We start from the raw sequence: 20,839 nt of genomic DNA on the forward strand, positions 1-20,839 counted from the left end.
GCCCTCGTGGGGTCGCCCGGCGCGCCGGGGTGGTGTCCGCGTGTCCGCGTCTGTCAGATGTCGAAGTAGAGCTCGAACTCGTGCGGGTGCGGACGCTGCGCCATGGGCGCGATCTCCTTCTCCCGCTTGAAGTCGATCCAGGTCTCGATCACGTCGGCGGTGAAGACGCCGCCCGCCTGGAGGTAGTCGTTGTCCTCCTCCAGGGCCTCCAGCACGGCCGGGAGGGACGCCGGGACCTGCGGCAGCTCGGCGTGCTCCTCGGGGGCCAGCTCGTAGAGGTCCTTGTCGATCGGCTCCGGCGGCTCGATCTTGTTCTTGACGCCGTCCAGGCCCGCCAGCATCATCGCCGCGAAGGCGAGGTAGGGGTTGCAGGACGGGTCGGGGGCGCGGAACTCCACGCGCTTGGCCTTCGGGTTCGAGCCGGTGATCGGGATCCGCAGCGCGGCCGAGCGGTTGCGCTGCGAGTAGACCAGGTTGACCGGGGCCTCGAAGCCGGGGACCAGGCGGTGGTAGGAGTTGACCGTCGGGTTGGTGAACGCCAGCAGCGAGGGGGCGTGCCGCAGCAGGCCGCCGATGTAGTACCGGGCGGTGTCGGACAGGCCGGCGTAGCCCTGCTCGTCGTAGAAGAGCGGGGTGCCGCCTGACCACAGCGACTGGTGGCAGTGCATGCCGCTGCCGTTGTCGCCGAAGATCGGCTTCGGCATGAAGGTCGCCGTCTTGCCGTTGCGCCACGCCACGTTCTTGACGATGTACTTGTACAGCATCAGGTCGTCGGCGGCGGCCAGCAGCGTGTTGAACTGGTAGTTGATCTCGGCCTGGCCGGCGGTGCCCACCTCGTGGTGCTGGCGCTCGACCTTCAGGCCGACCTTCATCAGCTCCAGCGTGATCTCGGCGCGCAGGTCCGCGAAGTGGTCCACGGGCGGGGCCGGGAAGTACCCGCCCTTGTAGCGGACCTTGTAGGCGCGGTTGCCGCCCTCCTCGATGGCGCCGGTGTTCCAGGCGCCGGCCTCGGAGTCGATGTAGTAGTACCCGGCGTTGGTCTTCGTCTCGAAGCGCACGTCGTCGAAGACGTAGAACTCGGCCTCCGGGCCGAAGTACGCGGTGTCGGCGATCCCCGAGGAGGCCAGGTACGCCTCGGCCTTCTTCGCCACGTTGCGCGGGTCGCGGCTGTAGGCCTCGCCGGTCACCGGGTCGTGGATGAAGAAGTTGATGTTGAGCGTCCTGTCCTTGCGGAACGGGTCCACGCGCGCGGTGGACAGGTCCGGGACGAGCGCCATGTCGGACTCGTGGATGGCCTGGAACCCGCGGATCGACGACCCGTCGAACATCACGCTTCCGGTCGGGTCGAAGCTCTCGACCGGGACGGTCAGGTGCTGCATGATGCCCGGCAGGTCACAGAACCGGACGTCGACGAACTTGACGTCGGTATCCGAAATGAACTTGTTGATCTCGTCGGCGTTCTGGAACATCCGATGTCCTCCTAGCCCGCCGCATGGGCGGGGAATGCGCAGCTCGGGGAATGGCCCGGCACGCGGGCCTGCCGGGGCCGACCCTAAAGACGACCCATTTCTCAGGCGTGACCCATTTGTTTCTCCAATGTTAACCAGGTCGCACGGCGGCCCGGGCCCCGCGGGGGCGCGCCCGGGCCGGCCGGGCCGCCGCGCTACCGTGGAGCAATGGACAAGCGGATGGCGACTGGTCCCGGGCCCTCCGGCCCCCGCGTGACGGCCGGGGACATGGGGGACGACGCCGGTTACCGGGGCGAGCGGCTGGGCCTGCCCGAGGACGGCCCGGGCTCCATCGCCCCCGTCGGCAGGCGGCTCGCCGCGATCCTGGTCGACTGGGCGGCGTGCACCGTGATCGCATACGGTCTGCTCGCCGACGGTCAGGCCGTCGCGGCCAGCAACTGGACCCTGGCCGTCTTCTTCGTCATGGGCGTGCTGACCGTCGGCACGCTCGGCGTCACGCCGGGCAAGCGGCTGCTCAACCTGCGGGTGGTGCACGTGAGCGGCGAGCGGCTCAGCTTCCCGCGGGCCGCGCTGCGGACGCTGCTGCTGTCGCTCGCGCTTCCGGCGCTCGTCTGGGACCGCGACAGCCGCGGCCTGCACGACCGCCTCACCGGGGCGCTGCAGATCCGCAGCTGAGGGGCTCCGCCCTCATCGCCCCTTCCCGTTCCCGATGCCGCACGGCCCCGATGCCGCACGACGGGGAAGCCGGGGGATCCGGCGAACGGGGAAACCGGCGAAACTACCGGCCCCGGCGTTGGATGTTGCCCTTGGGCAGGCGCATGCCCTTCGGCATCGGGCCCTTCGGCAGCGGCATGTTCTGCATCAGGTCGCCCATCGCCCGCAGCCGGTCGTTGACCTCCGTGACGCGCGGGCCTGCCAGCACCTTCGGGAACTTCAGCACCGTCGAGCGCAGCTTCTTCAGCTCCACCTGGCCCTCGCCCCGGCCCACGATCACGTCGTGCACCGGCACATCCGAGACCACGCGGTTCATGCGCCGCTTCTCGGCGGCGATCAGCTGCTTCAGCCGGTTCGGATTGCCCTCGCCGACCAGCACCACGCCGCACTTGCCCACTGCCCGGTGCACCACGTTCTGGTTCCGGTCGATCGCCACTGCGGGGGTGAAGTTGATGCCGCGCCGCATGTTCTCCAGCACCGCCGCGGCGGCGCCCGGCTGGCCCTCCATCTGGCCGAACGCCGCCCGCTCGGCCCGCCGGCCGAAGACGATCGCGGTCGTCAGCAGCGCCACGAGGAGACCCAGGATGCCCAGGTAGATCGGGTGGCCGATCAGGAAGCCCAGGCCGAGGATCACGCCGAAGGTGCCCAGGCCGACCGCCGAGATGATCCAGCCGATCCACCGGTCGCCCCGCCGGGTCATCTTGTAGGTGAGGCCGATCTGCTTCAGCCGCCCCGGGTTCTCGTCGGCCTGTGCCTTGGACTTGTCCTTCCGCGCCATGCCGGCCAGTCTACGGGCCCGTCCGGCTCAGCGGATCACTCGGTCTCCCACTCGCACCTCGCGCAGCGCCCGCAGCGACCGTTCCGCCTGGCGGCGGGCGGCGGCGCGCTCCCGGTCCTCCCTGACGGCGGCCCGGGCGTTGCGCAGCGCGCGGCGCAGGATCCGTTCCTCCAAAGCGCGCAGCGGCGCGGTCATGGTGCTCATGTCTGAAGAGTCTCGCTTGGTGGCGTTACCGGACGGTGTCCGGGCGGTCAAAGCCGTTCAACAGGCGGACGCCGCTCACGCGGCGCGCGGGGCGTCCCCGGCCTCGCCGCCGCTCTCGCGCCGCGCGACGGCCTGCTGGTACAGCCGCCCGGCGCGGTAGGAGGAGCGCACCATCGGCCCGGACATCACGCCCGAGAAGCCGATCTCCTCGGCCTCCTCGCGCAGCTCCACGAACTCCTCCGGCTTCACCCACCGCTCCACGGGGTGGTGGCGCGGCGTGGGCCGCAGGTACTGCGTGATGGTGATCAGTTCGCAGCCCGCCGCGTGCAGGTCGCGCAGCGCCTGGCCGACCTCCTCGCGGGTTTCGCCCAGGCCCAGGATCAGGTTGGACTTGGTGACCAGCCCGGCCTCGCGGGCCATGGTCAGCACCCGCAGCGAGCGCTCGTAGGTGAACGCCGGGCGGATGCGCCGGAAGATGCGCGGCACCGTCTCCACGTTGTGCGCCAGCACCTCGGGCCGCGAGGAGAAGACCTCGGCGAGCTGCTCGGGCTCGGCGTTGAAGTCGGGGATGAGCAGCTCGACGCCGGTGCCCGGCATCGTGCCGTGGATCTGGCGCACCGTCTCGGCGTACAGCCAGGCGCCGCCGTCCGGCAGGTCGTCGCGGGCGACGCCGGTGACCGTGGCGTACCTGAGGCCCATCTGCCGCACCGACTCCGCGACCCGGCGCGGCTCGTCGCGGTCCAGCTCGGCGGGCTTGCCGGTGTCGATCTGGCAGAAGTCGCAGCGCCGGGTGCACTGCTCGCCGCCGATGAGGAAGGTCGCCTCGCGGTCCTCCCAGCACTCGAAGATGTTGGGACAGCCGGCCTCCTGGCAGACGGTGTGCAGGCCCTCGCGCTTCACCAGGCTCTGCAGCTCCCGGTACTCCGGGCCCATCTTCGCGCGCGTCTTGATCCACTCGGGCTTGCGCTCGATCGGGGTCTGGCTGTTCCGGACCTCGAGGCGCAGCAGCCTGCGCCCCTCGGGTGCGACAGCGGACACGTCCGGCTCCCTAAGACTTCGATTCCTCGGCGAACCCCAGCGTACGCCTGTGGTTGTGCGGGTCCCGCGGGTGTCCGGGTCAGACGGCGCGGGGGAGGGGCACCGCCGCGTCCAGCACCGCCCGCAGGTGCTTCTCCACCACGGGCAGCACCTCCGAGACCGGCACGCGGCGCCCCAGCTCCTCGGAGAGCGAGGTCACCCCGGCGTCCCGGATGCCGCACGGCACGATCCGGTCGAAGGAGGTCATGTCGGGGTCGCAGTTGAGCGAGAAGCCGTGCATGGTGACGCCCTTGGCGACGCGGATGCCGATGTTGCACAGCTTGCGGTCCTCGCCGCGCTGTCCGGCGTTGGACGGCGCGTACTCCGGGCCGCGCAGCCGGGCGTCGAACTCCTCGTCCTGCAGCCGCGGATCGAAGTCGAGCGACAGGCCCCCGAGGCCGCCGGCGGGCCCGCCCGGCAGGCGTTCGCCCAGCAGCCACACGCCGCTGCGGCCCTCCACCCGCGTGGTCTCCAGGCCGAACTCCGCACAGGTGGCGATGATCGCGTCCTCCAGCCGCCGCACGTGCGCGATCACGTCCACCGGCCGCGGCAGCTTCAGGATCGGGTACCCCACGAGCTGTCCGGGCCCGTGCCAGGTGATCTTCCCGCCCCGGTCGACGTCGATGACGGGCGTGCCGTCCAGCGGCCGCTCGCTCTCGTGCGTGCGCCGGCCCGCGGTGTACACCGGCGGGTGCTCCAGCAGCAGGCAGGTGTCGGGGATCTCGTCGGCGAACCGGGCCGCGTGGACCCGCCTTTGCTCCTGCCAGGCCGCGTGGTACTCGACGGCCTCCGCACCGAAGCCGAGATGGACGAAGCGCAACTCGCTCACGGCGGCTCTTCCTCTCTCCAGGGCACTTCAGACCACTGTACGGCCGTCCCGATCGTGTTCCCCAGGCGGGCTGCGGCTCACACATATGGATGAATCCTGAGCGCACTCGGCTACGAGACGGGGCAGGACCGTTACATTCACGCCGTTCCAGCCGCACCGCCGTAAGGCAGGAGACCGCATCGCTGATGTCCACGGAACGACCACGAGGCACGACCTCCCATCAGGGTTCCCAGTCAGGCGCCTCACCCCAGCGCACCCCCAACCGCCAGCTCGCCGCGCTCATCGCCGAAGCCGGCTTCTCCCATGCCGGGCTGGCCAGACGGGTCGATCAGCTCGGCCTCGAACACGGCCTGGATCTCAGGTATGACAAGACCTCGGTCACCCGCTGGCTGCGGGGCCAGCGCCCGCGCGGCACCACGCCGGCGCTGATCGCCGAGGTCTTCACCCGCCGGCTCGGCCGCCGCCTGTCCGCCCAGGACCTGGGGCTCGAGGCGTGCGCCCCGGTCTACGCCGGGCTGGAGTTCGCCGCGACCCCCGCCGAGGCGGTGGACATCGTGGCGGGGCTGTGGCGCAAGGACTCCGGCAGCTACGCCGAGCTGCGGAAGATCGCCTTCACGCCGGCCGGGCTCGTGGTGCCCAGCAGGGACTGGCTCATCGGGCGGCCGGACGAACGGGTGGCGCGCGGCGACCCCGGCACGGGCGGCGGAGGGGGACCGGGCGCCGGCCCCGGAGCGGGTCCGGGCGCCGGTCCGAGTGCCGGTCCGGGCTCTGGCTCGGGAGCCGGTCCGGGAGCCGGCCCGGGAGCCGGTCCGGGAGCCGTGAACAGCGTCGGCGGGCCGCCGGGCGGCAACGGCGGCCCCGGCCTCCGCGTGCCGGAGCAGACCCGCGGCGTGAGCCGTACGCCGCCCCCGCCGGGCGCCGCCGGCGCGGCGGCCCTGGCCGGGCGCCTGCCGCGCCCCGGACAGGCCGTCGGCGCCGGGGCCCACGGCCCGCGCCCCAGCCCGCTCGACCGGATCGAACGCGGGCCCGGCCAGCGCGTCACCGCCGGCGACATCGCCGCGCTGCGCTCGGTCTCCGAGCTCTTCCGCGCCCTCGACCAGGCGTACGGCGGCGGGCACGCCCGGCAGGCCCTGGTGCGCTACCTGGAGCACGAGCTGGAGCCGATGCTGCGCGGCACCTACGGCGAGCAGACCGGGCGCCGGCTGTTCTCCGCCGCCGCCGAGCTGACGCGGCTGGCTGGCTGGACGGCGTACGACATCGCCGCCCACGGCCTGGCGCAGCGCTACTTCGTGCAGGCGCTCCGGCTGGCCCAGGCCGCGGGCGACCGCTCCTACGGCAGCTATGTGCTGGTGTCCATGAGCCGCCAGGCGGTCTACCTCGGGCACGGCAGGGAGGCGGTGCAGCTCGCCCGGGTGGCGCAGCAGGGCATGGCCAGCTCGGCGCCGCCCACGGTGCAGGCGCTGCTCCACGCCGTCGAGGCGCGCGGGCACGGGCTGCTGGGGGAGGTGCGCTCGTGCACGGCCGCGCTGGCCCGGGCGGAGCGTGCGCTGGAGGCCGCGCGGCGGGGCGAGGAGGTGCCGCACTGGGCCCGCTTCTTCGACGAGGCGCAGCTCGCGGACGAGTTGGCCCACTGCCACCGGGACCTCAAGCAGCACCGCGCCGCCGCGCGCCACGCGGAGCGGTCGCTGCAGCTGCGCTCGCCGTCGTACGCCCGCAGCCGCCTGTTCTGCCGGGTGGTGCTGGCGTGCGCCCGGCTGGGTCTCGGCGACGTCGACCAGGCGTGCACGCTGGCGGGCGAGGCGGCGCAGCAGGCGTCCGAGATGCGGTCGGCTCGCGCGCACGAGTATCTCCAGGACTTCGAACGCCGCCTGGAGCCGTATCGCGACGCGGCACCGGCGCGCGCGTACCGGGAGAAGACGGCCGCACTCGTGTGAACGAACCGGAGGGCTCCGCCCTCCGGGCCCCCCGCCACGGTCCGCACGTGGCGGGGTGCCCGGGGCGGAGCCCCCGGATCACGCCGGGATCGGGGCGGGGGCCGGGGCGGCCGGTTCCGCCGGCTCGGCCGACGCGGGGCGCAGGCCCGCGTCGGTGAGCAGGGACTCCGCCGCGCGGCGGGCCGACGCGAGGTCGCCGGGGAGGCCGGGCACGTCGCGGTGGTCGCCGCAGACGTAGAGCCCGTCCAGCAGCCGGACCCGCCGCGCGCCGGTGTACGGCGGCGGGACCACCGGCACGGCCAGCGGGTCGTGGTGCGCGTCCAGCAGCTCCCAGTCCTCCGCCGACGCCTGGTGCAGTTCCGCGAGCTGCGGCCTGGCGGCCTTGTCCAGCAGCTCCGGCGGCTCCGACGACCGGGGGCCGAGGACCACGGAGGTGACCAGCCCCCAGCCCGCCGGCGCCCGCGCGGGGTCGGCGGCCGAGACGTGCAGCGTGTGGGCGACGGGCCCGCGCCCGGCGGCGTCGACGATCAGCGTGGGCCCGCCCTCGGGCGCGCCGAGCGCGGCGGCCGGCGCGGCGTGGTGCAGCACGGTCGCCGGCCGGTGGGCGGGCATCCGCAGCCCGGGCAGCAGCCGGGCCGCCTCGGCCGCGCCGGTGGCGACGACCACCGCGCGGCAGCGCACGGTCGCGCGCGGGCCGCCCCCGGCCGGCTCGGTCTCGACGGCGGTCGTCGCGACGGCCACGGCCCGCCGCCCGGTGCGCAGCGCGACCGTCTCGGGCAGGGCGGCGGCCAGCAGCTCGGGCAGGGCGGGCGTGCCCGGGGCGGGCACGGCGATCCCGCGGCGGGCGAACGCGCGCAGCCTGAGGTCGCCCAGCCTGCTGGAGGAGGCCAGCTCGGGGTCGCCGAGCAGGGCGGTGAGCAGGGGCCGCAGCTGGTACTCGGCGACCGGGCCGGGGACGCCCCGGACGCGGAGCGCGGCGGCGGTGCTCAGCTCGCGTCGCGCACGCCGCCCGCGCGGCCGGACGTCCACGAACTGGTCGAAGGCACGGGAGCGTTCGGGCCGGTCGGCGGCGTTCTCCGCGCTCTCCGTCACCGCGCCGACGCGGTGCGAGCGGGTGGCGCCACGCAGCAGCACGCCGCCGGTCAGGCGGCTCAGCGGCAGCGGGCGCGGCAGCCGGTTCAGTTCGGGGCGGTGGTTGTTCAGCAGCGGCTGGCTGCCTCGGTCGAGGCGGAAGCCGTCGCGCCGCTCGGTGGCCATGCGGCCGCCGGGCCGGTCGGCCGCCTCGACGAGGACGACGGTCAGACCGGCGGAGCCCAGCAGATGCGCGGCCAGCAGCCCGGCAGGGCCGCCGCCCACGACGACGACGTCGGCGCTCTCCGCGGCCGCTCCTCGCATCTGTCGGTGGATGAGCTGACGTATGTGGGGATCCTTGTGGTGATCCATGCCGTGTATCCGGCTGCCTGGCACGGGCCCTCCTGGTGAGGCGGTCGGTGCGGCCTTCCGAGCGGCGGAAGGGAAAGATGGGGAGAAGGGAGAGAAGAGGGGAGAAGAGGAAGGATACGGATGAACAGGCCATGGGTGAGCCTGCTCGAACTGATGCCCGGCGTTCGGCCCGGAGAATCCCGACCAGGCAGACGGTTCCCGGCGCTCAGCGGCGGGCGACCGCGGCGCGCAGCGCGTCGTCGATGCCCGGATGGCCGAAGGTGAAGCCCGCGGCCAGCAGCCGGGCGGGCAGCACCCGCTGGCTGCCCAGCACGTCCTCGGCGAAGTCCCCGAGCGCCAGCCGCAGCAGGGGCGCGGGCGCGGCGAAGAGCGTGGGCCGGTGCAGCACGCGCCCCATCGCCCGGGTCGCCTCCCGGTTGGTGACCGGCTCCGGGCCCGTCAGATTCACCGGACCCGACAGCTTCGTGTCATCGCGCAGCAGGAAGCGCAACGCCGCGATGTGGTCGTCGAGCGCGATGAAGCTCCAGTACTGCCTGCCGTTGCCGAGCCGCCCGCCAAGGCCCGCCCGGAAGAGGGGGAACAGCCGCCCCCAGGCGCCGCCGGAGCGGGCCACCACCAGGCCGGTGCGCAGGAACGCCGTGCGCACGCCCGCCCGCTCGGCGGGGGCGGCGGCCGCCTCCCACTCCTGACACAGCTCGGCCAGGAACCCCGTCCCGGCCGGGGCGTCCTCGTCCACGGCCCGGTCGCCGGTGTCGCCGTAGTACCCGATGGCGCTGCCGCACAGGAAGACGCGCGGCGGGGTGTCCAGCGAGGCGATGGCGGCGGCCACGGCGGCCGTGCCCAGCACCCGGCTGTCGCGGATCTCCCGCTTGTAGCGGGCGGTCCAGCGCCGGTCGCCGACGCCGGCTCCCGCCAGGTGCACCACGGCCTGGCATCCCTCGATCGCGGCGGCCGTCAGCTCCTGGCGCCGCCCGCTCGGGTCCCACTCCGCCTCGTCGCGCGCCCGCGCCGGCCGGCGCACCAGCCGCACCACCTCGTGCCCGTCCGCCCGGAGGGCGCCCACCAGGGCCGAGCCGATGAGGCCGGAGGAGCCGGTGACGGCGATGCGGGAGGGTGCGTCCACGGTTGCCATCCTGACGGATCGTCGCCCGCGCCGCGAACGCGGGGGGCCCGAGGGCGTTCAGCTGCGTGCAGCCGCCTTGAGCTGCCTTGAGCTGCCTTCAGATGCGGAAGCGGGCCCACAGGCGCGGGTACGCCGCCGCAAGGGCCCGGGCGTCCTCGAAGTCCAGCGGGGTGCCCTCCGGCTCCGGCGGCGGCTCGGGCAGGCCGAGGTCGGGCAGCTCGACGCCGGTGAGCTGCTCGTAGGCGTCGAACGCCGCGTACCCGAAGTCCTCGGCCTCGCCGTCGCTCTCCGGGTCGAAGCTCTCCAGCAGCTCGGCCAGGGCGTCGGGGTCGTGCAGCGCGCCCTCGAAAACGTGTCTGCCCCGGCTGATCAGCCAGCAGCGGAAGTTCTCGAACGTGTCGTCGCTCGCGCCGTCCAGCAGGACCCAGGCGGCGCCCCACAGGTCCCAGCGGTACGCCCGGTTGAAGCGCGCCTCGAAGTGCCGGGCGAAGTCGGCGACGGCCTCCGGGTCGAGCCCGGTCAGCCGGTCGACGAGCATCTCGGCATGCGCCTCCGGATCGCCGCCCGCCGCCTCCCGGGTGGTGTCCACGATCTCCCAGAAGTCCGTCTCGTCCATCACGGCTCCAGCATCCGCGCTCCCGGGCCGCCGCGCACGCCGTGTCGCCCGGAGAGCCGAATCCGGACAGAAGATGTCGGGTTTCGCTGGCAGTCTCGCGCTCGTACCCCACTCTCGTTCTCGGAAGGACACACAGGTGCAGGTGCAGGACACGACAGGCACGGGACCGCTGGCTGGCCGGATCGCGCTGGTGGCCGGGGCGACCCGCGGCTCCGGCCGGGCGATGGCGGTCGAGCTCGGCCGCTCCGGCGCGACCGTCTACGTGACCGGGCGTACCACCCGGACGCACGTCAGCGAGGTCGGCCGGGCCAGCGAGACCATCGAGGAGACCGCCGAGCTCGTCAGCGAGGCCGGGCGGGCGAGCGGCGGCAAGGGCATCGCGGTGCCCACCGACCATCTGGAGCGGGAGCAGGTCAGGGCCCTGGTCGAACGCGTCGACGCCGAACAGGGGCGCCTCGACGTGCTGGTGAACGACATCTGGGGCGGCGACCACCTGATGAGCATCCCCTCCAGCGGGAAGATGTGGGAACAGGACCTGGACAAGGGCCTGCGGATGCTGCGGCTCGGCGTCGAGACGCACCTCGTCACCAGCCACTACGCGCTGCCGCTGCTGGTGCGCCGGCCCGGCGGGCTGCTGGTGGAGGTCACGGACGGCACCGCGGAGTTCAACAAGCACTACCGCGAACACCTCTACTACGACCTCGCCAAGAACGCCCCGATCCGGATGGCGTTCGGCCTCGCAGAGGAGCTGCGCGGGCTCGGCTGCACCGCCGTCTCGCTCACCCCCGGCTGGCTGCGCTCGGAGGCGATGCTCGACACCCACTTCAAGGTGACCGAGGAGAACTGGCGCGAGGGGATGAAGGTGGACCCCCACTTCGCGATCTCCGAGTCGCCCGTCTACGTGGGCCGCGCCCTGGCCGCCCTCGCCGCCGACCCGGACGTGGCCCGCTGGAACGGCCAGTCCCTCAGCAGCGGGCAGCTCGCCCGGGAGTACGGCTTCACCGACGCCGACGGATCGCAGCCGGACTCCATCCGCTACATTCTGGAGGTCGTCTACGGCGGCAAGGAGGCGAGCGCGGAGGACTACCGCTGAGCTGGATCCTCCCCACGCCGCCCTCGCACCGCTCGGCGCCGGAGCGCCTCCCGGGCTTCGTCCGGCGGTCACGCCGTGCGGATCCGGCCCCCGGCTACCGCCGATAGAGGGCGGCTGCCCTCGCCGCCGCCTCCGCGAAGCGCTCGCGCAGCGCGGGCGGGCCCAGGATCTCCACCTCCGGGCCGAGCGCGAGCAGCTGGCTGTAGGCGACGTCCTGGGACTCGATGGGGAGGGTGACGGTGACACGCCCCTCCCCGTCGGGCTCCCCGGCCGCCGCCAGCGCCTCGTCCGCCGCCCCCCGGTCGGTGGCGTACCGCAGGATCCGCGCCCCGGCCGGGGTCAGCCGCAGCACCACCTCCTCGCGGAGGATGGAGCGGGCGAACGCCGCGGCCCGCTCCTCCCAGAAGGCGGGCAGATCGAACTCCTCGTCGCGCTCGAAGCGTTCCCCGGCCGGCTCGGCGTGGCCGAAGCGGCCGACCCGGTACACGCGGAGGCTCCCGCCGTCCCCCTCCGCCGCCCGCGCCGCCAGGTACCAGACGCCCGCCTTCAGCACCAGGCCGTACGGCTCCAGCCGCCGCGCCACCTCCGCCCCGTCCCGCCGCCGGTAGCGCACGTCCAGGCGCAGGTCGTCCCAGACGGCCTCGGCGACGGCGGGCAGCAGCTCGGGCGTCTCCGGCGGCTGCCACCAGCCGGGGGCGTCCAGGTGGAAGCGCTGGGCCGCGCTGTCGTGGGCGTCGCGCAGCTCGGGGATCAACGCCGCCGAAACCTTCAGGCGGGCCGCGGAGGCCGCGTCGGCCAGGCCCATCTCGCGCAGCGCGGAGGGCACCCCGGAGAGGAAGAGGGCCTCGGCCTCGCTGCGGCCGAGCCCGGTCAGCCGGGTGCGGTAGCCGCCCACGAGCCGGTAGCCGCCGGCGCGGCCCCGGTCGGCGTAGACCGGCACACCGGCCTCGGAGAGCGCCGCGACGTCCCGGGCGACCGTCCGCTCCGAGACCTCCAGCTCCGCCGCCAGCTCGGCGGCGGTCATCGCCCGCCGCGCCTGAAGCAGCAACACCATCCTGATCAGCCGGGCCGCGCGCATGGACCCCATGATGCCGGGCGCCCCCGTGAGGGCCGGGTCCCGTGCTTCGGCGCGACGTACGGGACCCGGGCCTCGGGTGGGAACCGCGCTGCGGGGCAGGACAGGCAGTGCGGCGCGGCTCGTCTTTCGGAGACGACTCTAGGCCTCTGATCGATGATCGATCAAAGGGTTGGAAGAAGAAAATCTCCGAAACAGGGAAATTGGCATCCGGTGCCCGGCGGTCAGGCACGCGGTGCACAGTTCAGCACGTGCGCCTTCACCAGCTCGCCGATGCGCGGATCGCGCCGCAGGAAGGCGTCGATGAGCTCCTGGTGTTCCTCGGCGTAGGACTGCTGGCGGGTGCCGAGCCAGCGGATCGAGAGCGCCGTGACGACCTCGATGCCCAGGGACTCCCAGGTGTGCAGCAGCACGCTGTTGCCGGACGCCTTCACCAGCTGGCGGTGGAACGCCACCGTGTGCTTCACCTGCGCCTCGCCGTCGCCGAGCCGGTCGGCCCCGGTGAGCGCGGCCACCTCGGGCTCCAGCGCCGAGATGTCCTTGGCGAGCCGGTCGGCGGCCAGCTCGGCGGCGATCTGCTCCAGGCCCGCCCGCACCGGATAGATCTCCTCCAGGTCGGCGGCGGTCAGCGCCCGCACCCGCACGCCCTTGTTGGGGGAGGACTCGATCAGCCGCAGCGACTCCAGCTCGCGCAGCGCCTCGCGCACCGGCGTCTGGCTGACCTGCAGCTCGACCGCGATCCGCCGCTCCACGATCCGCTCGCCCGGCTGCCAGCGCCCGCTGACGATGCCCTCCACGATGTGCTCGCGGATCTGCTCGCGCAGCGAATGGACGACGGGCGGGATGCTCATCTCGTGCTCCTCGCTATGAGGTCGGACGTACGGACGCGCCCCGCCCGGCGCGGGTGGCCGGGTGGGGCGCGGGGCGCTTGGCGCGCGGGAGCGCGTGAGCGCGGTCTACAGGCCGAGCTCGCCCTCGAACTCGCCGGCCTCCAGACGGGCCCTGACGTCCGTCAGGTACCGGGCGGCGTCGGCGCCGTCGACCAGCTGGTGGTCGTAGGAGAGGGTGAGGTACACCATGTCCCGGATGGCGATGGTCTCGCCCAGCTCGGGGTGGTCGACGACCACCGGGCGGCGCACGGTGGCGCCGATGCCGAGCTCGGCGACCTGCGGGTAGTTCACGATGATGGTGTCGAACAGGGCGCCTCGCGAGCCCGTGTTGCTGATCGTGAACGTGCCGCCGGACATGTCGTCCGGGGTCAGGCCGCCGCCGCGTACCTTGCCCGCCAGCTCCGCGGTCTTCTTCGCGATGCCGGCCAGGCTCAGGTCGCCCGCGCCCTTGATGACGGGGACCATCAGGCCCTTCTCGGAGTCGACCGCGATGCCGACGTTCTCCACGTCGTGGTACGTGACCGTGCCGTCGTCGTTGATGCGGGCGTTGATGGACGGGTGGGCCTTCAGTGCCTCGGCCGCGGCCTTGACGAAGAACGGCATGGGCGAGAGCTTCACGCCCTCCCGCGCCAGGAACGCCTCCTTGGCGCGGGCCCGCAGCCGCATGATCCGGGTGACGTCCACCTCCACGACGGAGGACAGCTGCGCCTGGTTGTGCAGCGCCTTCATCATGTTCTCGCCGATGAGCTTGCGGATGCGGCTCATCTTCACGGTCTGGCCGCGCAGCGGCGAGGGCTGGACGGCGGCCGGGGCCTTGGCCGGTGCGGCCGGTGCGGCCGTGGCGGGCGCCGCCGGTGCGGCGGCCGCGGCCTTGGCGGCCTCGGCGGCGGCGAGGACGTCCTGCTTGCGGATGCGGCCGCCGACGCCGGAGCCGGTCACGGTGGACAGGTCGACGCCGTGCTCGGTGGCGAGCTTGCGCACCAGCGGCGTGACGTACGCCCCGTCGGTGGCCGGAGCCGCCGCCTGGGCGGGCGCCTGCGCCGCTGGCGGCGTGTAGGGAGCGCCGGCCGCGGGCGGCTGGGCGACCGGTGCGGGGGCCGCGGGCGCCGGTGCCGGTGCCGGCGCTTCCGCCGCCGGCGGTGCGGCCGACTCGGGAGCGGGCGCCGGCGCGGGGGCCGGTGCCGCCGGAGCCGCCGGTGCCGCGCCGGCGGGGGCCGCGCCCGGCGCGCCGATCACGCCGAGCTTGGCGCCGACCTCGGCCGTCTCGTCCTCCCCGACGGTGATCTCCAGCAGGGTGCCGGCGACCGGGGCGGGGATCTCGGTGTCCACCTTGTCGGTCGACACCTCGAGCAGCGGCTCGTCGGCCTCGACCTCCTCGCCGACGGCCTTCAGCCAGCGGGTGACGGTGCCCTCGGTGACCGACTCGCCCAGCGCGGGCAGCACGACGTCGGTGCCGGTGGCCCCGCCCGCGGGCGCCTGCGCGGCGGGCGCGGGAGCCGGCGCCGGGGCGGGAGCCGGCGCCGCCGCCTGCGGGGCGGGCTCGGGCGCAGGCGCCGGAGCCGGAGCCGGGGCGGGCTCGGGCGCCGGTGCGGGGGCGGGCGCTGCCTCGGCGGCGGGCGCTGGAGCCGCGGCCGGCGCCTCGCCCTCCTCGACGATGACGGCCAGCTCGGCGCCGACCTCCACCGTCTCGTCCTCGGCGACCTTGATGTTGGCCAGCACGCCCGCCGCCGGGGCGGGAATCTCGGTGTCCACCTTGTCGGTGGAGACTTCGAGCAATGGCTCGTCGGCCTCCACGCGCTCGCCCTCGGCCTTGAGCCAGCGGGTGACGGTGCCCTCGGTAACGCTCTCGCCGAGCGCCGGAAGGGTTACGGAAACCGCCATGGGTTCTGGTGCTCCTTACGAAAAGTGGTAACGCGGCCAGGTGTCGTCAGTCGTGGGAGTGCAGCGGCTTGCCCGCCAGGGCGAGATGGGCCTCGCCCAGCGCCTCGTTCTGCGTCGGGTGGGCGTGGATGAGCTGCGCCACCTCGTCGGGCAACGCCTCCCAGTTGTAGATCAGTTGCGCCTCGCCGACCTGCTCACCCAGCCGGTCCCCGACCATGTGAACGCCGACCACGGCGCCGTCGCGGACCCTGACCAGCTTGATCTCGCCGGTCGTCTTCAGGATCTTGCTCCTGCCGTTGCCGCCGAGGTTGTACCGCAGGGTGACCACCTGGTCGGCTCCGTACACCTCCTTGGCCTTCGCCTCCGTGATGCCGACGGAGGCGACCTCCGGGTGGCAGTAGGTAACCCGGGGCACGCCGTCGTAGTCGATCGGCGCCGGGTTCAGGCCCGCCAGGCGCTCCGCCACCAGGATGCCCTCGGCGAACCCGACGTGCGCGAGCTGCAGGGTCGGGATGAGGTCGCCGACCGCCGATATCGTCGGCACGTTCGTCCGGCAGTAGGGGTCGGTCAGCACGAAGCCGCGGTCCATCGCGATCCCGGCCTCCTCGTACCCCAGGCCCGCCGAGACCGGGCCCCGCCCGATGGCGACCAGCAGCAGCTCCGCCTCGAAGGTCTTGCCGCCCTCCAGCGTCACCCGGACGCCGTCGTCCGTGTACTCGGCCGAGGAGAAGAAGGTCCCGAGCGAGAAGGTGATGCCGCGCTTGCGGAAGGCCCGCTCCAGCAGCCGCGAGCTGTTCTCGTCCTCGGCCGGGACGAGGTGGGGCAGGCCCTCGACGATGGTGACCTCCGCGCCGAAGGACCGCCACGCCGAGGCGAACTCGACGCCGATGACGCCGCCGCCCAGCACGATCGCCGACTTCGGCACCCGGTCGAGGACCAGGGCGTGGTCGGAGGAGATGATCCGCTCCCCGTCGATGGTCAGGCCCGGCAGCGAGCGGGGCACCGAGCCGGTCGCCAGCAGGATGTGGCGGCCGGTGTAGCGCTGGCCGTTCACGTCGACGGAGGTGGGGGAGGACAGCCTGCCCTCGCCCTCCACGAAGGTGATCCCGCGCGAGGCGACCAGCCCCTGCAGGCCCTTGTACAGGCCCGAGATCACGCCGTCCTTGTACTTGTGCACCCCCGCCATGTCGATGCCGTCGAAGCTGCTGAGCACGCCGAACTCGGAGCCCTCGCGGGCCGCGTCGGCGATCTCTCCGGCATGCAGCAGGGCCTTGGTGGGGATACAGCCGTTGTGCAGGCAGGTGCCGCCCAGCTTGTTCTTCTCGACCAGGGCCACATCAAGGCCCAACTGCGAAGCACGCAGAGCCGCCGCGTAACCACCGCTGCCGCCGCCGAGAATCACCAGGTCGAAAACGGTGCTGGCGTCGTTCGCCACGTCACGTTCCTCCAAGGATGGGGTTGTGGGCCGCGGGTGCGCGGCCTTGCGTGTGGCTCGCCGTTGTGGTTGAGCCTGGCCCTGTCCTGCCAGGAGAACATCTTCGCACCTGCCGGGCGCCGACGAGACGCCGGGCCGTGCGCCGGGCGCCCGCAGGGCCGTTCGCCGGGCCGCGCGGCGGCCCGTCCCGGCCCACCCCGGCTCACGCCGCGAGCTCGCCCGCCGCCGCCCGCTCGGCCAGCAGGACCAGCGTGCGCACCGCGGAGCCCGTGCCGCCCTTGGGGGTGTAGCCGTACGGCGAGCCCTCGTGGAACGCCGGGCCCGCGATGTCCAGGTGCGCCCAGCGGGTGCCGTCCGGCACGAACTCCTTCAGGAACAGGCCCGCGGACAGCCCGCCTCCCTTCCGGCCGCCGACGTTCGCCATGTCCGCGACGGGGGACTTCATAGCCTCGAACAGCTCGCCGGGCATCGGCATCGGCCAGGACTGCTCCCCGGCCCGCCCCGCAGTCTCGTGCACCAGGTCCCGGAGCGCCTCGTCGTTGCCGAGCACGCCGAAGATCCGGTCGCCCAGGGCGATCGTCATCGCGCCGGTCAGCGTCGCCACGTCCAGCAGCGCGTCCGGCGACTCCTCGCAGGCCCGCGCGATGGCGTCGGCCATCACCAGCCGCCCCTCGGCGTCGGTGTTGCGCACCTCGACCGTCTTGCCGCTGTACATGCGCAGCACGTCGCCGGGACGGGTCGCCGAGCCGCCGGGCATGTTCTCGGCCAGCGCCAGCCAGCCGGTCAGGTTCACCGGCAGCTTCAGCCGGGCGGCGGCCACGACGGCGGCGAAGACGGCGGCGGCGCCGCTCATGTCGCACTTCATCGTCTCGTTGGCGCCCACCGGCTTCAGCGAGATGCCGCCCGAGTCGTAGGTGATGCCCTTGCCGACCAGGGCCAGCGTGGCGCCGGCCGCGTCGTGGGTGTACGACAGCCGCACCAGCCGGGGCGGGAACGCCGAGCCCTTGCCCACGCCGAGGATGCCGCCGTAGCCGCCGTCCGCCAGGGCCTGTTCGTCGAGCACCTCCGCCTTCAGCCCGAACTCCTCGGCCGCGGCCTGCACGGCGGCGGCGAAGTCGGCCGGCGCCAGGGCGTTGGGCGGCGTGTTCACCAGGTCGCGGGCGCGCGCCACCTCCTCGGCCAGCACCGAGGCCCGCGTGGCCGCCGCCTGCCGCGCGGCCCCCTCCTCGCCGTCCCCGGCGGCCGCGTCCAGCACGGTGACCCGCTCCAGCGGCGCCGAGCCGTTCGCCGCCTCCTCGCCCCCGCCGTCGCCGCGTTCGCGCTCGCCGCGGAACGCCGTGAAGGCGTAGGAGCCCAGCAGCGCGCCCTCGGCCACGGCGGCCAACTCGTCCCGGCCGCCCACCGGCAGCGCGAACGCCGCGTGCCCGGCCCCGGCCAGCGCCCGCGCCGCCGCGCCGGCGGCCCGCCGCAGCACCTCGGGGTCGTACGCCGCGTCCGCCTCGGGCGCGGGCCCGAGCCCCACGGCCACCACCAGCGGCGCCTTCAGCCCCTCGGGCGCGGGCAGCTTGGTGATCTCGTCCTCGCCGCCCTTGGCGCCCACGGTGGCGAGGGTCGCGGCGAGCCTGCCGCCGAACGCGGAGTCAACCGCCTCGGCGGCCGGCGAGCCCGGGGCGAGGGCCGGCCCCGCCCCGCCCTTGACGACGCCGACCACCACGGCGTCCGCGTCGGTCCGCGCGGCGGAGGAGGTGCTGAGGGTCAGGGAAGTCACGGTGAACTGGATCCTTTCGAGGACGCCCGGCCGAGCCGGGCGGGTCAGGCATGGGGTGGGGCTGGGGCAGAGGGCCGGGCCGGGCACGCGTGCCGAGCCGGCGGGGTGGCTCGTCCACCGTCGAGGCCCGGGCGGTCTCCGCCGGATCGCCCGCGGACGGCCCGGGCCCCAGGGCCGGGCCCGTACCCCCGTGTGTGAGGGCGGCCCTCCGCCGCCGTGCGGCGCGAGGCGCCTGACGCCGTGGGCCGGTCCGCCAGGATCCGGCAGAGACCGCCTGGGCCCGCGACGGCGGCAATGCGATTCCGCGGCGCCTCCCAGGTTCATCTGGCGAAAGCCTACGCCCCGGCACCGTCACCCGGTCGGGCGGTCGGGCGGTCGGGGGGTCAGGCGGTCAGGCGGTCACGGCGAGGACCACCAGCGTCACCGTGGCCGCCGTCTCCGCCGCCGCACCCAGCACGTCGCCGGTGACTCCTCCCAGCCGGCGGCGGCAGTGCCGCAGCAGCACCTCGGCCGCGCTCAGCCCCAGCACCACCGCGCTCGCCGCCGCCACCGCCCCGCCGGCGGCGGGGTCGGCGGTCAACGCGCCCAGCGCGGCGGCCACCAGGCAGGCGGCGCCCGCGGCGGCCAGCGCCCGGCCCACGCTCAGGCACCCCGCCACCGCCGCGCCGAGCCCGTCGGCGCGGGCGGGCGGCATGCCCTCGCGGCACGCCCAACTCAGCGCGGCCCGCCCGGCCAGGCAGCCGACCACGGCGGCGGCCAGGCCCTGGTCCTCGCCGTGGTGGAGGATCTCGTAGACCGCGGCGACCTGCGCCAGCAGCGCGAAGACGAGCGTGGCAACGCCGAACGGCCCGATGTCGGGCCGCCTCATCACGTCCAGCGCCTCCGCCGCGGGCCGCCCGCTGCCCAGGCCGTCGGCCAGGTCCGCCAGCCCGTCCAGGTGCAGGCCGCGGCTGAGCGCTGCCCAGGCCGCCACCGTGACCACGGAGGTCAGCAGCCAGCCCGCCTCCAGCTCCAGCAGCACCCAGGACAGCCCCGCGGCCGCCAGCCCGATCGCCAGTCCGGCCACCGGCGCGCACAGCATCCCGAGCCGCGCCGTCTCCCGGTCCCAGCGGGGCGAGCCCACCGGCAGCACCGTCAGCGTGCCGAACGCGAACCGCAGTCCGTCCCCGGCGCCGGGACCCGACGCTGCGGGCGGCGGCGAAGGAGGCGGCGGATGGCGCGGGGGCGGCGGGGCTGTCATCGCGGTCTGCTCCTCGGGGTCTCGGCGGCCGGTGTCCGGCCTCGGCCGGGCACCCGGGCGACCCGGGCGCCGGACGACGCGGCGGAGACCTACGTCGCCTCGGCGATCGCCGACGGCCGCTTCCCGGCCGCCGACTCCTCGCCGGACGCGGCGCCTTCGGCCTCCGGCTCCTTCTCCTCGGGTTCTTCGGGTTCTTCGGTGAGTTCGGCGGCGAGCGCGGCGGCCGAGCGCACCAGCGGCAACGCCAGCAGCGCGCCCGTGCCCTCACCCGCCGTCACGCCGTGGTCCATCAGCGGCTTGAGCGACATCCGGTCCAGCGCCTTGGTCTGGCCGGGCTCGCCGCTGGCCTGCCCGGCCAGCCACCAGTCCGGCGCGCGGAACGCGATCCGCTGCGCGACCAGCGCGCACGCCGCCGAGACGACGCCGTCGAGGATGACCGGGGTGCGGCGTACCGCGCACTGCAGCAGGAAGCCGGTGGTGGCCGTCAGGTCGGCGCCCGCGATGGCCGCCAGCAGCTTCAACTGGTCGCCCAGCACCGGCCGGGCACGGCGCAGCCCGTCCCGGATCGCCGCGCACTTGCGCATCCACGTCAGGTCGTCGATGCGCTCGCCGCCGCGCCCGGTGACGATCGAGGCGTCGGTGCCGCACATCGCGGCGATCAGCACACCGGCGGCGGTGGTGCCGCCGACGGAGACGTCGCCGAGCACCAGCAGGTCGGTGCCGGAGTCGGCCTCCTCGTCGGCGATGGCCATGCCGACGCGGAACGCCTGCTCCGCCTCCTCGGCGGTCAGCGTGTCCTCGACGTCGAGCCGCCCCGAGCCGCGCCGCACCCGGTGGCGGGTGACCTCCTCGGGCAGTTCGTCCGGCGCGCAGTCGAGGGAGAGGTCCACGACGCGCAGCGGCACGCCGGCGTTGCGCGCGAGCACGGCGACCGGGCTGGACCCGTCCAGGGTGCGGCGTACCAGGGAGGCGGCGGCGTCCCTGGGGCGGGCGGACACGCCGAGCTCGGCGACGCCGTGATCCCCGGCGAACAGCACGGCCCTCGGCCGCTCGATCGGCGCCACGGGCACCCTCGACTGGGCGGCCGCGAGCCAGGTGCCCAGCTCGTCGAGCCGCCCCAGCGCCCGGGCGGGCACCCCGACGCGCTTGCGCCGCTCCTCGGCTTGCCGCCGGACCCTGGTGCTCGGACGCTCGATCAGATCCCCGAAGTCATTGAGATTCAGGCCGCCGTCACTCATGAGCATGAGAGTACCGCCCGCCCTCTGCGGCG

At 74.4% G+C, this 20,839-nt stretch carries 18 protein-coding genes; 3 read left to right on the top strand and 15 right to left on the bottom strand.

Annotated features, from left to right (window positions below):
- Nucleotides 1–53: 53 nt before the first annotated feature.
- On the bottom strand, nucleotides 54–1,469 hold the full coding sequence (gene glnA, locus ACTWQH_RS27495) for a type I glutamate--ammonia ligase (protein ID WP_443289466.1): 1,416 nt from the start codon (nucleotides 1,467–1,469) through the stop codon (nucleotides 54–56).
- A 207-nt stretch (nucleotides 1,470–1,676) separates the two neighbouring features.
- On the opposite strand from glnA, the gene ACTWQH_RS27500 reads away from it, so the two are divergent.
- On the top strand, nucleotides 1,677–2,144 hold the full coding sequence (locus tag ACTWQH_RS27500) for an RDD family protein (RefSeq protein ID WP_443289467.1): 468 nt from the start codon (nucleotides 1,677–1,679) through the stop codon (nucleotides 2,142–2,144).
- Nucleotides 2,145–2,247: 103 nt separating this feature from the next.
- On the opposite strand, the gene ACTWQH_RS27505 is transcribed toward ACTWQH_RS27500, so the two are convergent.
- The 4 genes from ACTWQH_RS27505 to lipB form a co-directional block, all read right to left on the bottom strand.
- On the bottom strand, nucleotides 2,248–2,961 hold the full coding sequence (locus tag ACTWQH_RS27505; RefSeq protein ID WP_443289468.1) for a DUF4191 domain-containing protein: 714 nt from the start codon (nucleotides 2,959–2,961) through the stop codon (nucleotides 2,248–2,250).
- A 27-nt stretch (nucleotides 2,962–2,988) separates the two neighbouring features.
- Nucleotides 2,989–3,165, bottom strand: coding sequence for a hypothetical protein (locus ACTWQH_RS27510; protein ID WP_443289469.1), 177 nt, complete (start codon nucleotides 3,163–3,165; stop codon nucleotides 2,989–2,991).
- A gap of 75 nt (nucleotides 3,166–3,240) precedes the next feature.
- A complete protein-coding gene (gene lipA, locus ACTWQH_RS27515) occupies nucleotides 3,241–4,203 on the bottom strand; it encodes a lipoyl synthase (protein ID WP_443289470.1) in 963 nt (320 codons plus the stop codon).
- A 79-nt stretch (nucleotides 4,204–4,282) separates the two neighbouring features.
- The gene (gene lipB / locus ACTWQH_RS27520) at nucleotides 4,283–5,071 is read right to left on the bottom strand and encodes a lipoyl(octanoyl) transferase LipB (RefSeq protein ID WP_443289471.1); all 789 of its coding nucleotides are present in this window, start codon (nucleotides 5,069–5,071) and stop codon (nucleotides 4,283–4,285) included.
- 185 nt (nucleotides 5,072–5,256) lie between these two features.
- On the opposite strand from lipB, the gene ACTWQH_RS27525 reads away from it, so the two are divergent.
- Nucleotides 5,257–7,005, top strand: a complete 1,749-nt coding sequence (locus tag ACTWQH_RS27525; protein WP_443289472.1) for a regulator — start codon at nucleotides 5,257–5,259, stop codon at nucleotides 7,003–7,005.
- Nucleotides 7,006–7,083: 78 nt separating this feature from the next.
- Here the strand turns inward: ACTWQH_RS27525 and ACTWQH_RS27530 are convergent, their stop codons facing one another.
- From ACTWQH_RS27530 to ACTWQH_RS27540, 3 genes are all read right to left on the bottom strand, one after another.
- Entirely contained in the window at nucleotides 7,084–8,400 is a 1,317-nt protein-coding gene (locus ACTWQH_RS27530) for an FAD-dependent oxidoreductase (protein ID WP_443289473.1), read from the bottom strand.
- A gap of 253 nt (nucleotides 8,401–8,653) precedes the next feature.
- Nucleotides 8,654–9,571, bottom strand: a complete 918-nt coding sequence (locus ACTWQH_RS27535) for a TIGR01777 family oxidoreductase (RefSeq protein ID WP_443289474.1) — start codon at nucleotides 9,569–9,571, stop codon at nucleotides 8,654–8,656.
- Nucleotides 9,572–9,668: 97 nt separating this feature from the next.
- Nucleotides 9,669–10,187 (bottom strand): DUF4240 domain-containing protein, encoded by a 519-nt coding sequence (locus ACTWQH_RS27540; protein ID WP_443289505.1) that lies wholly within the window; start codon nucleotides 10,185–10,187, stop codon nucleotides 9,669–9,671.
- 142 nt (nucleotides 10,188–10,329) lie between these two features.
- Here ACTWQH_RS27540 and ACTWQH_RS27545 point away from each other — a divergent pair, with 142 nt between their 5' ends.
- Nucleotides 10,330–11,280, top strand: coding sequence for an SDR family oxidoreductase (locus tag ACTWQH_RS27545; protein WP_443289475.1), 951 nt, complete (start codon nucleotides 10,330–10,332; stop codon nucleotides 11,278–11,280).
- A gap of 94 nt (nucleotides 11,281–11,374) precedes the next feature.
- Here the strand turns inward: ACTWQH_RS27545 and ACTWQH_RS27550 are convergent, their stop codons facing one another.
- From ACTWQH_RS27550 to ACTWQH_RS27580, 7 genes are all read right to left on the bottom strand, one after another.
- Nucleotides 11,375–12,358, bottom strand: coding sequence for a helix-turn-helix transcriptional regulator (locus ACTWQH_RS27550; protein ID WP_443289476.1), 984 nt, complete (start codon nucleotides 12,356–12,358; stop codon nucleotides 11,375–11,377).
- A 221-nt stretch (nucleotides 12,359–12,579) separates the two neighbouring features.
- Entirely contained in the window at nucleotides 12,580–13,206 is a 627-nt protein-coding gene (locus tag ACTWQH_RS27555) for a GntR family transcriptional regulator (RefSeq protein ID WP_443289477.1), read from the bottom strand.
- 105 nt (nucleotides 13,207–13,311) lie between these two features.
- A complete protein-coding gene (gene sucB, locus ACTWQH_RS27560) occupies nucleotides 13,312–15,126 on the bottom strand; it encodes a 2-oxoglutarate dehydrogenase, E2 component, dihydrolipoamide succinyltransferase (RefSeq protein ID WP_443289478.1) in 1,815 nt (604 codons plus the stop codon).
- 46 nt (nucleotides 15,127–15,172) lie between these two features.
- Nucleotides 15,173–16,561, bottom strand: coding sequence for a dihydrolipoyl dehydrogenase (gene lpdA, locus ACTWQH_RS27565; protein ID WP_443289479.1), 1,389 nt, complete (start codon nucleotides 16,559–16,561; stop codon nucleotides 15,173–15,175).
- A 202-nt stretch (nucleotides 16,562–16,763) separates the two neighbouring features.
- Nucleotides 16,764–18,329, bottom strand: coding sequence for a leucyl aminopeptidase (locus tag ACTWQH_RS27570; protein WP_443289480.1), 1,566 nt, complete (start codon nucleotides 18,327–18,329; stop codon nucleotides 16,764–16,766).
- A gap of 391 nt (nucleotides 18,330–18,720) precedes the next feature.
- Nucleotides 18,721–19,569 carry an adenosylcobinamide-GDP ribazoletransferase gene (locus ACTWQH_RS27575; RefSeq protein WP_443289481.1) on the bottom strand — a complete coding sequence of 283 codons (849 nt, stop codon included), beginning with the start codon at nucleotides 19,567–19,569 and terminating at the stop codon, nucleotides 18,721–18,723.
- An 89-nt stretch (nucleotides 19,570–19,658) separates the two neighbouring features.
- The gene (locus ACTWQH_RS27580; RefSeq protein WP_443289482.1) at nucleotides 19,659–20,807 is read right to left on the bottom strand and encodes a nicotinate-nucleotide--dimethylbenzimidazole phosphoribosyltransferase; all 1,149 of its coding nucleotides are present in this window, start codon (nucleotides 20,805–20,807) and stop codon (nucleotides 19,659–19,661) included.
- Between the last annotated feature and the right edge of the window lie 32 nt (nucleotides 20,808–20,839).

Origin of the sequence: Streptomyces sp. 6N223, from assembly GCF_052246635.1 — a bacterium.
Lineage (GTDB): Bacteria > Actinomycetota > Actinomycetes > Streptomycetales > Streptomycetaceae > Streptomyces.

What these genes read in the sequence shown, in the direction of transcription:
- glnA (WP_443289466.1), bottom strand. Translation starts at nt 1,469, where the DNA reads ATGTTCCAGAACGCCGACGAGATCAACAAGTTCATTTCGGATACCGAC.
- ACTWQH_RS27500 (WP_443289467.1), top strand. Translation starts at nt 1,677, where the DNA reads ATGGACAAGCGGATGGCGACTGGTCCCGGGCCCTCCGGCCCCCGCGTG.
- ACTWQH_RS27505 (WP_443289468.1), bottom strand. Translation starts at nt 2,961, where the DNA reads ATGGCGCGGAAGGACAAGTCCAAGGCACAGGCCGACGAGAACCCGGGG.
- ACTWQH_RS27510 (WP_443289469.1), bottom strand. Translation starts at nt 3,165, where the DNA reads ATGAGCACCATGACCGCGCCGCTGCGCGCTTTGGAGGAACGGATCCTG.
- ACTWQH_RS27525 (WP_443289472.1), top strand. Translation starts at nt 5,257, where the DNA reads ATGTCCACGGAACGACCACGAGGCACGACCTCCCATCAGGGTTCCCAG.
- ACTWQH_RS27530 (WP_443289473.1), bottom strand. Translation starts at nt 8,400, where the DNA reads ATGCGAGGAGCGGCCGCGGAGAGCGCCGACGTCGTCGTCGTGGGCGGC.
- ACTWQH_RS27540 (WP_443289505.1), bottom strand. Translation starts at nt 10,187, where the DNA reads ATGGACGAGACGGACTTCTGGGAGATCGTGGACACCACCCGGGAGGCG.
- ACTWQH_RS27550 (WP_443289476.1), bottom strand. Translation starts at nt 12,358, where the DNA reads ATGCGCGCGGCCCGGCTGATCAGGATGGTGTTGCTGCTTCAGGCGCGG.
- ACTWQH_RS27555 (WP_443289477.1), bottom strand. Translation starts at nt 13,206, where the DNA reads ATGAGCATCCCGCCCGTCGTCCATTCGCTGCGCGAGCAGATCCGCGAG.
- sucB (WP_443289478.1), bottom strand. Translation starts at nt 15,126, where the DNA reads ATGGCGGTTTCCGTAACCCTTCCGGCGCTCGGCGAGAGCGTTACCGAG.
- ACTWQH_RS27575 (WP_443289481.1), bottom strand. Translation starts at nt 19,569, where the DNA reads ATGACAGCCCCGCCGCCCCCGCGCCATCCGCCGCCTCCTTCGCCGCCG.
- ACTWQH_RS27580 (WP_443289482.1), bottom strand. Translation starts at nt 20,807, where the DNA reads ATGAGTGACGGCGGCCTGAATCTCAATGACTTCGGGGATCTGATCGAG.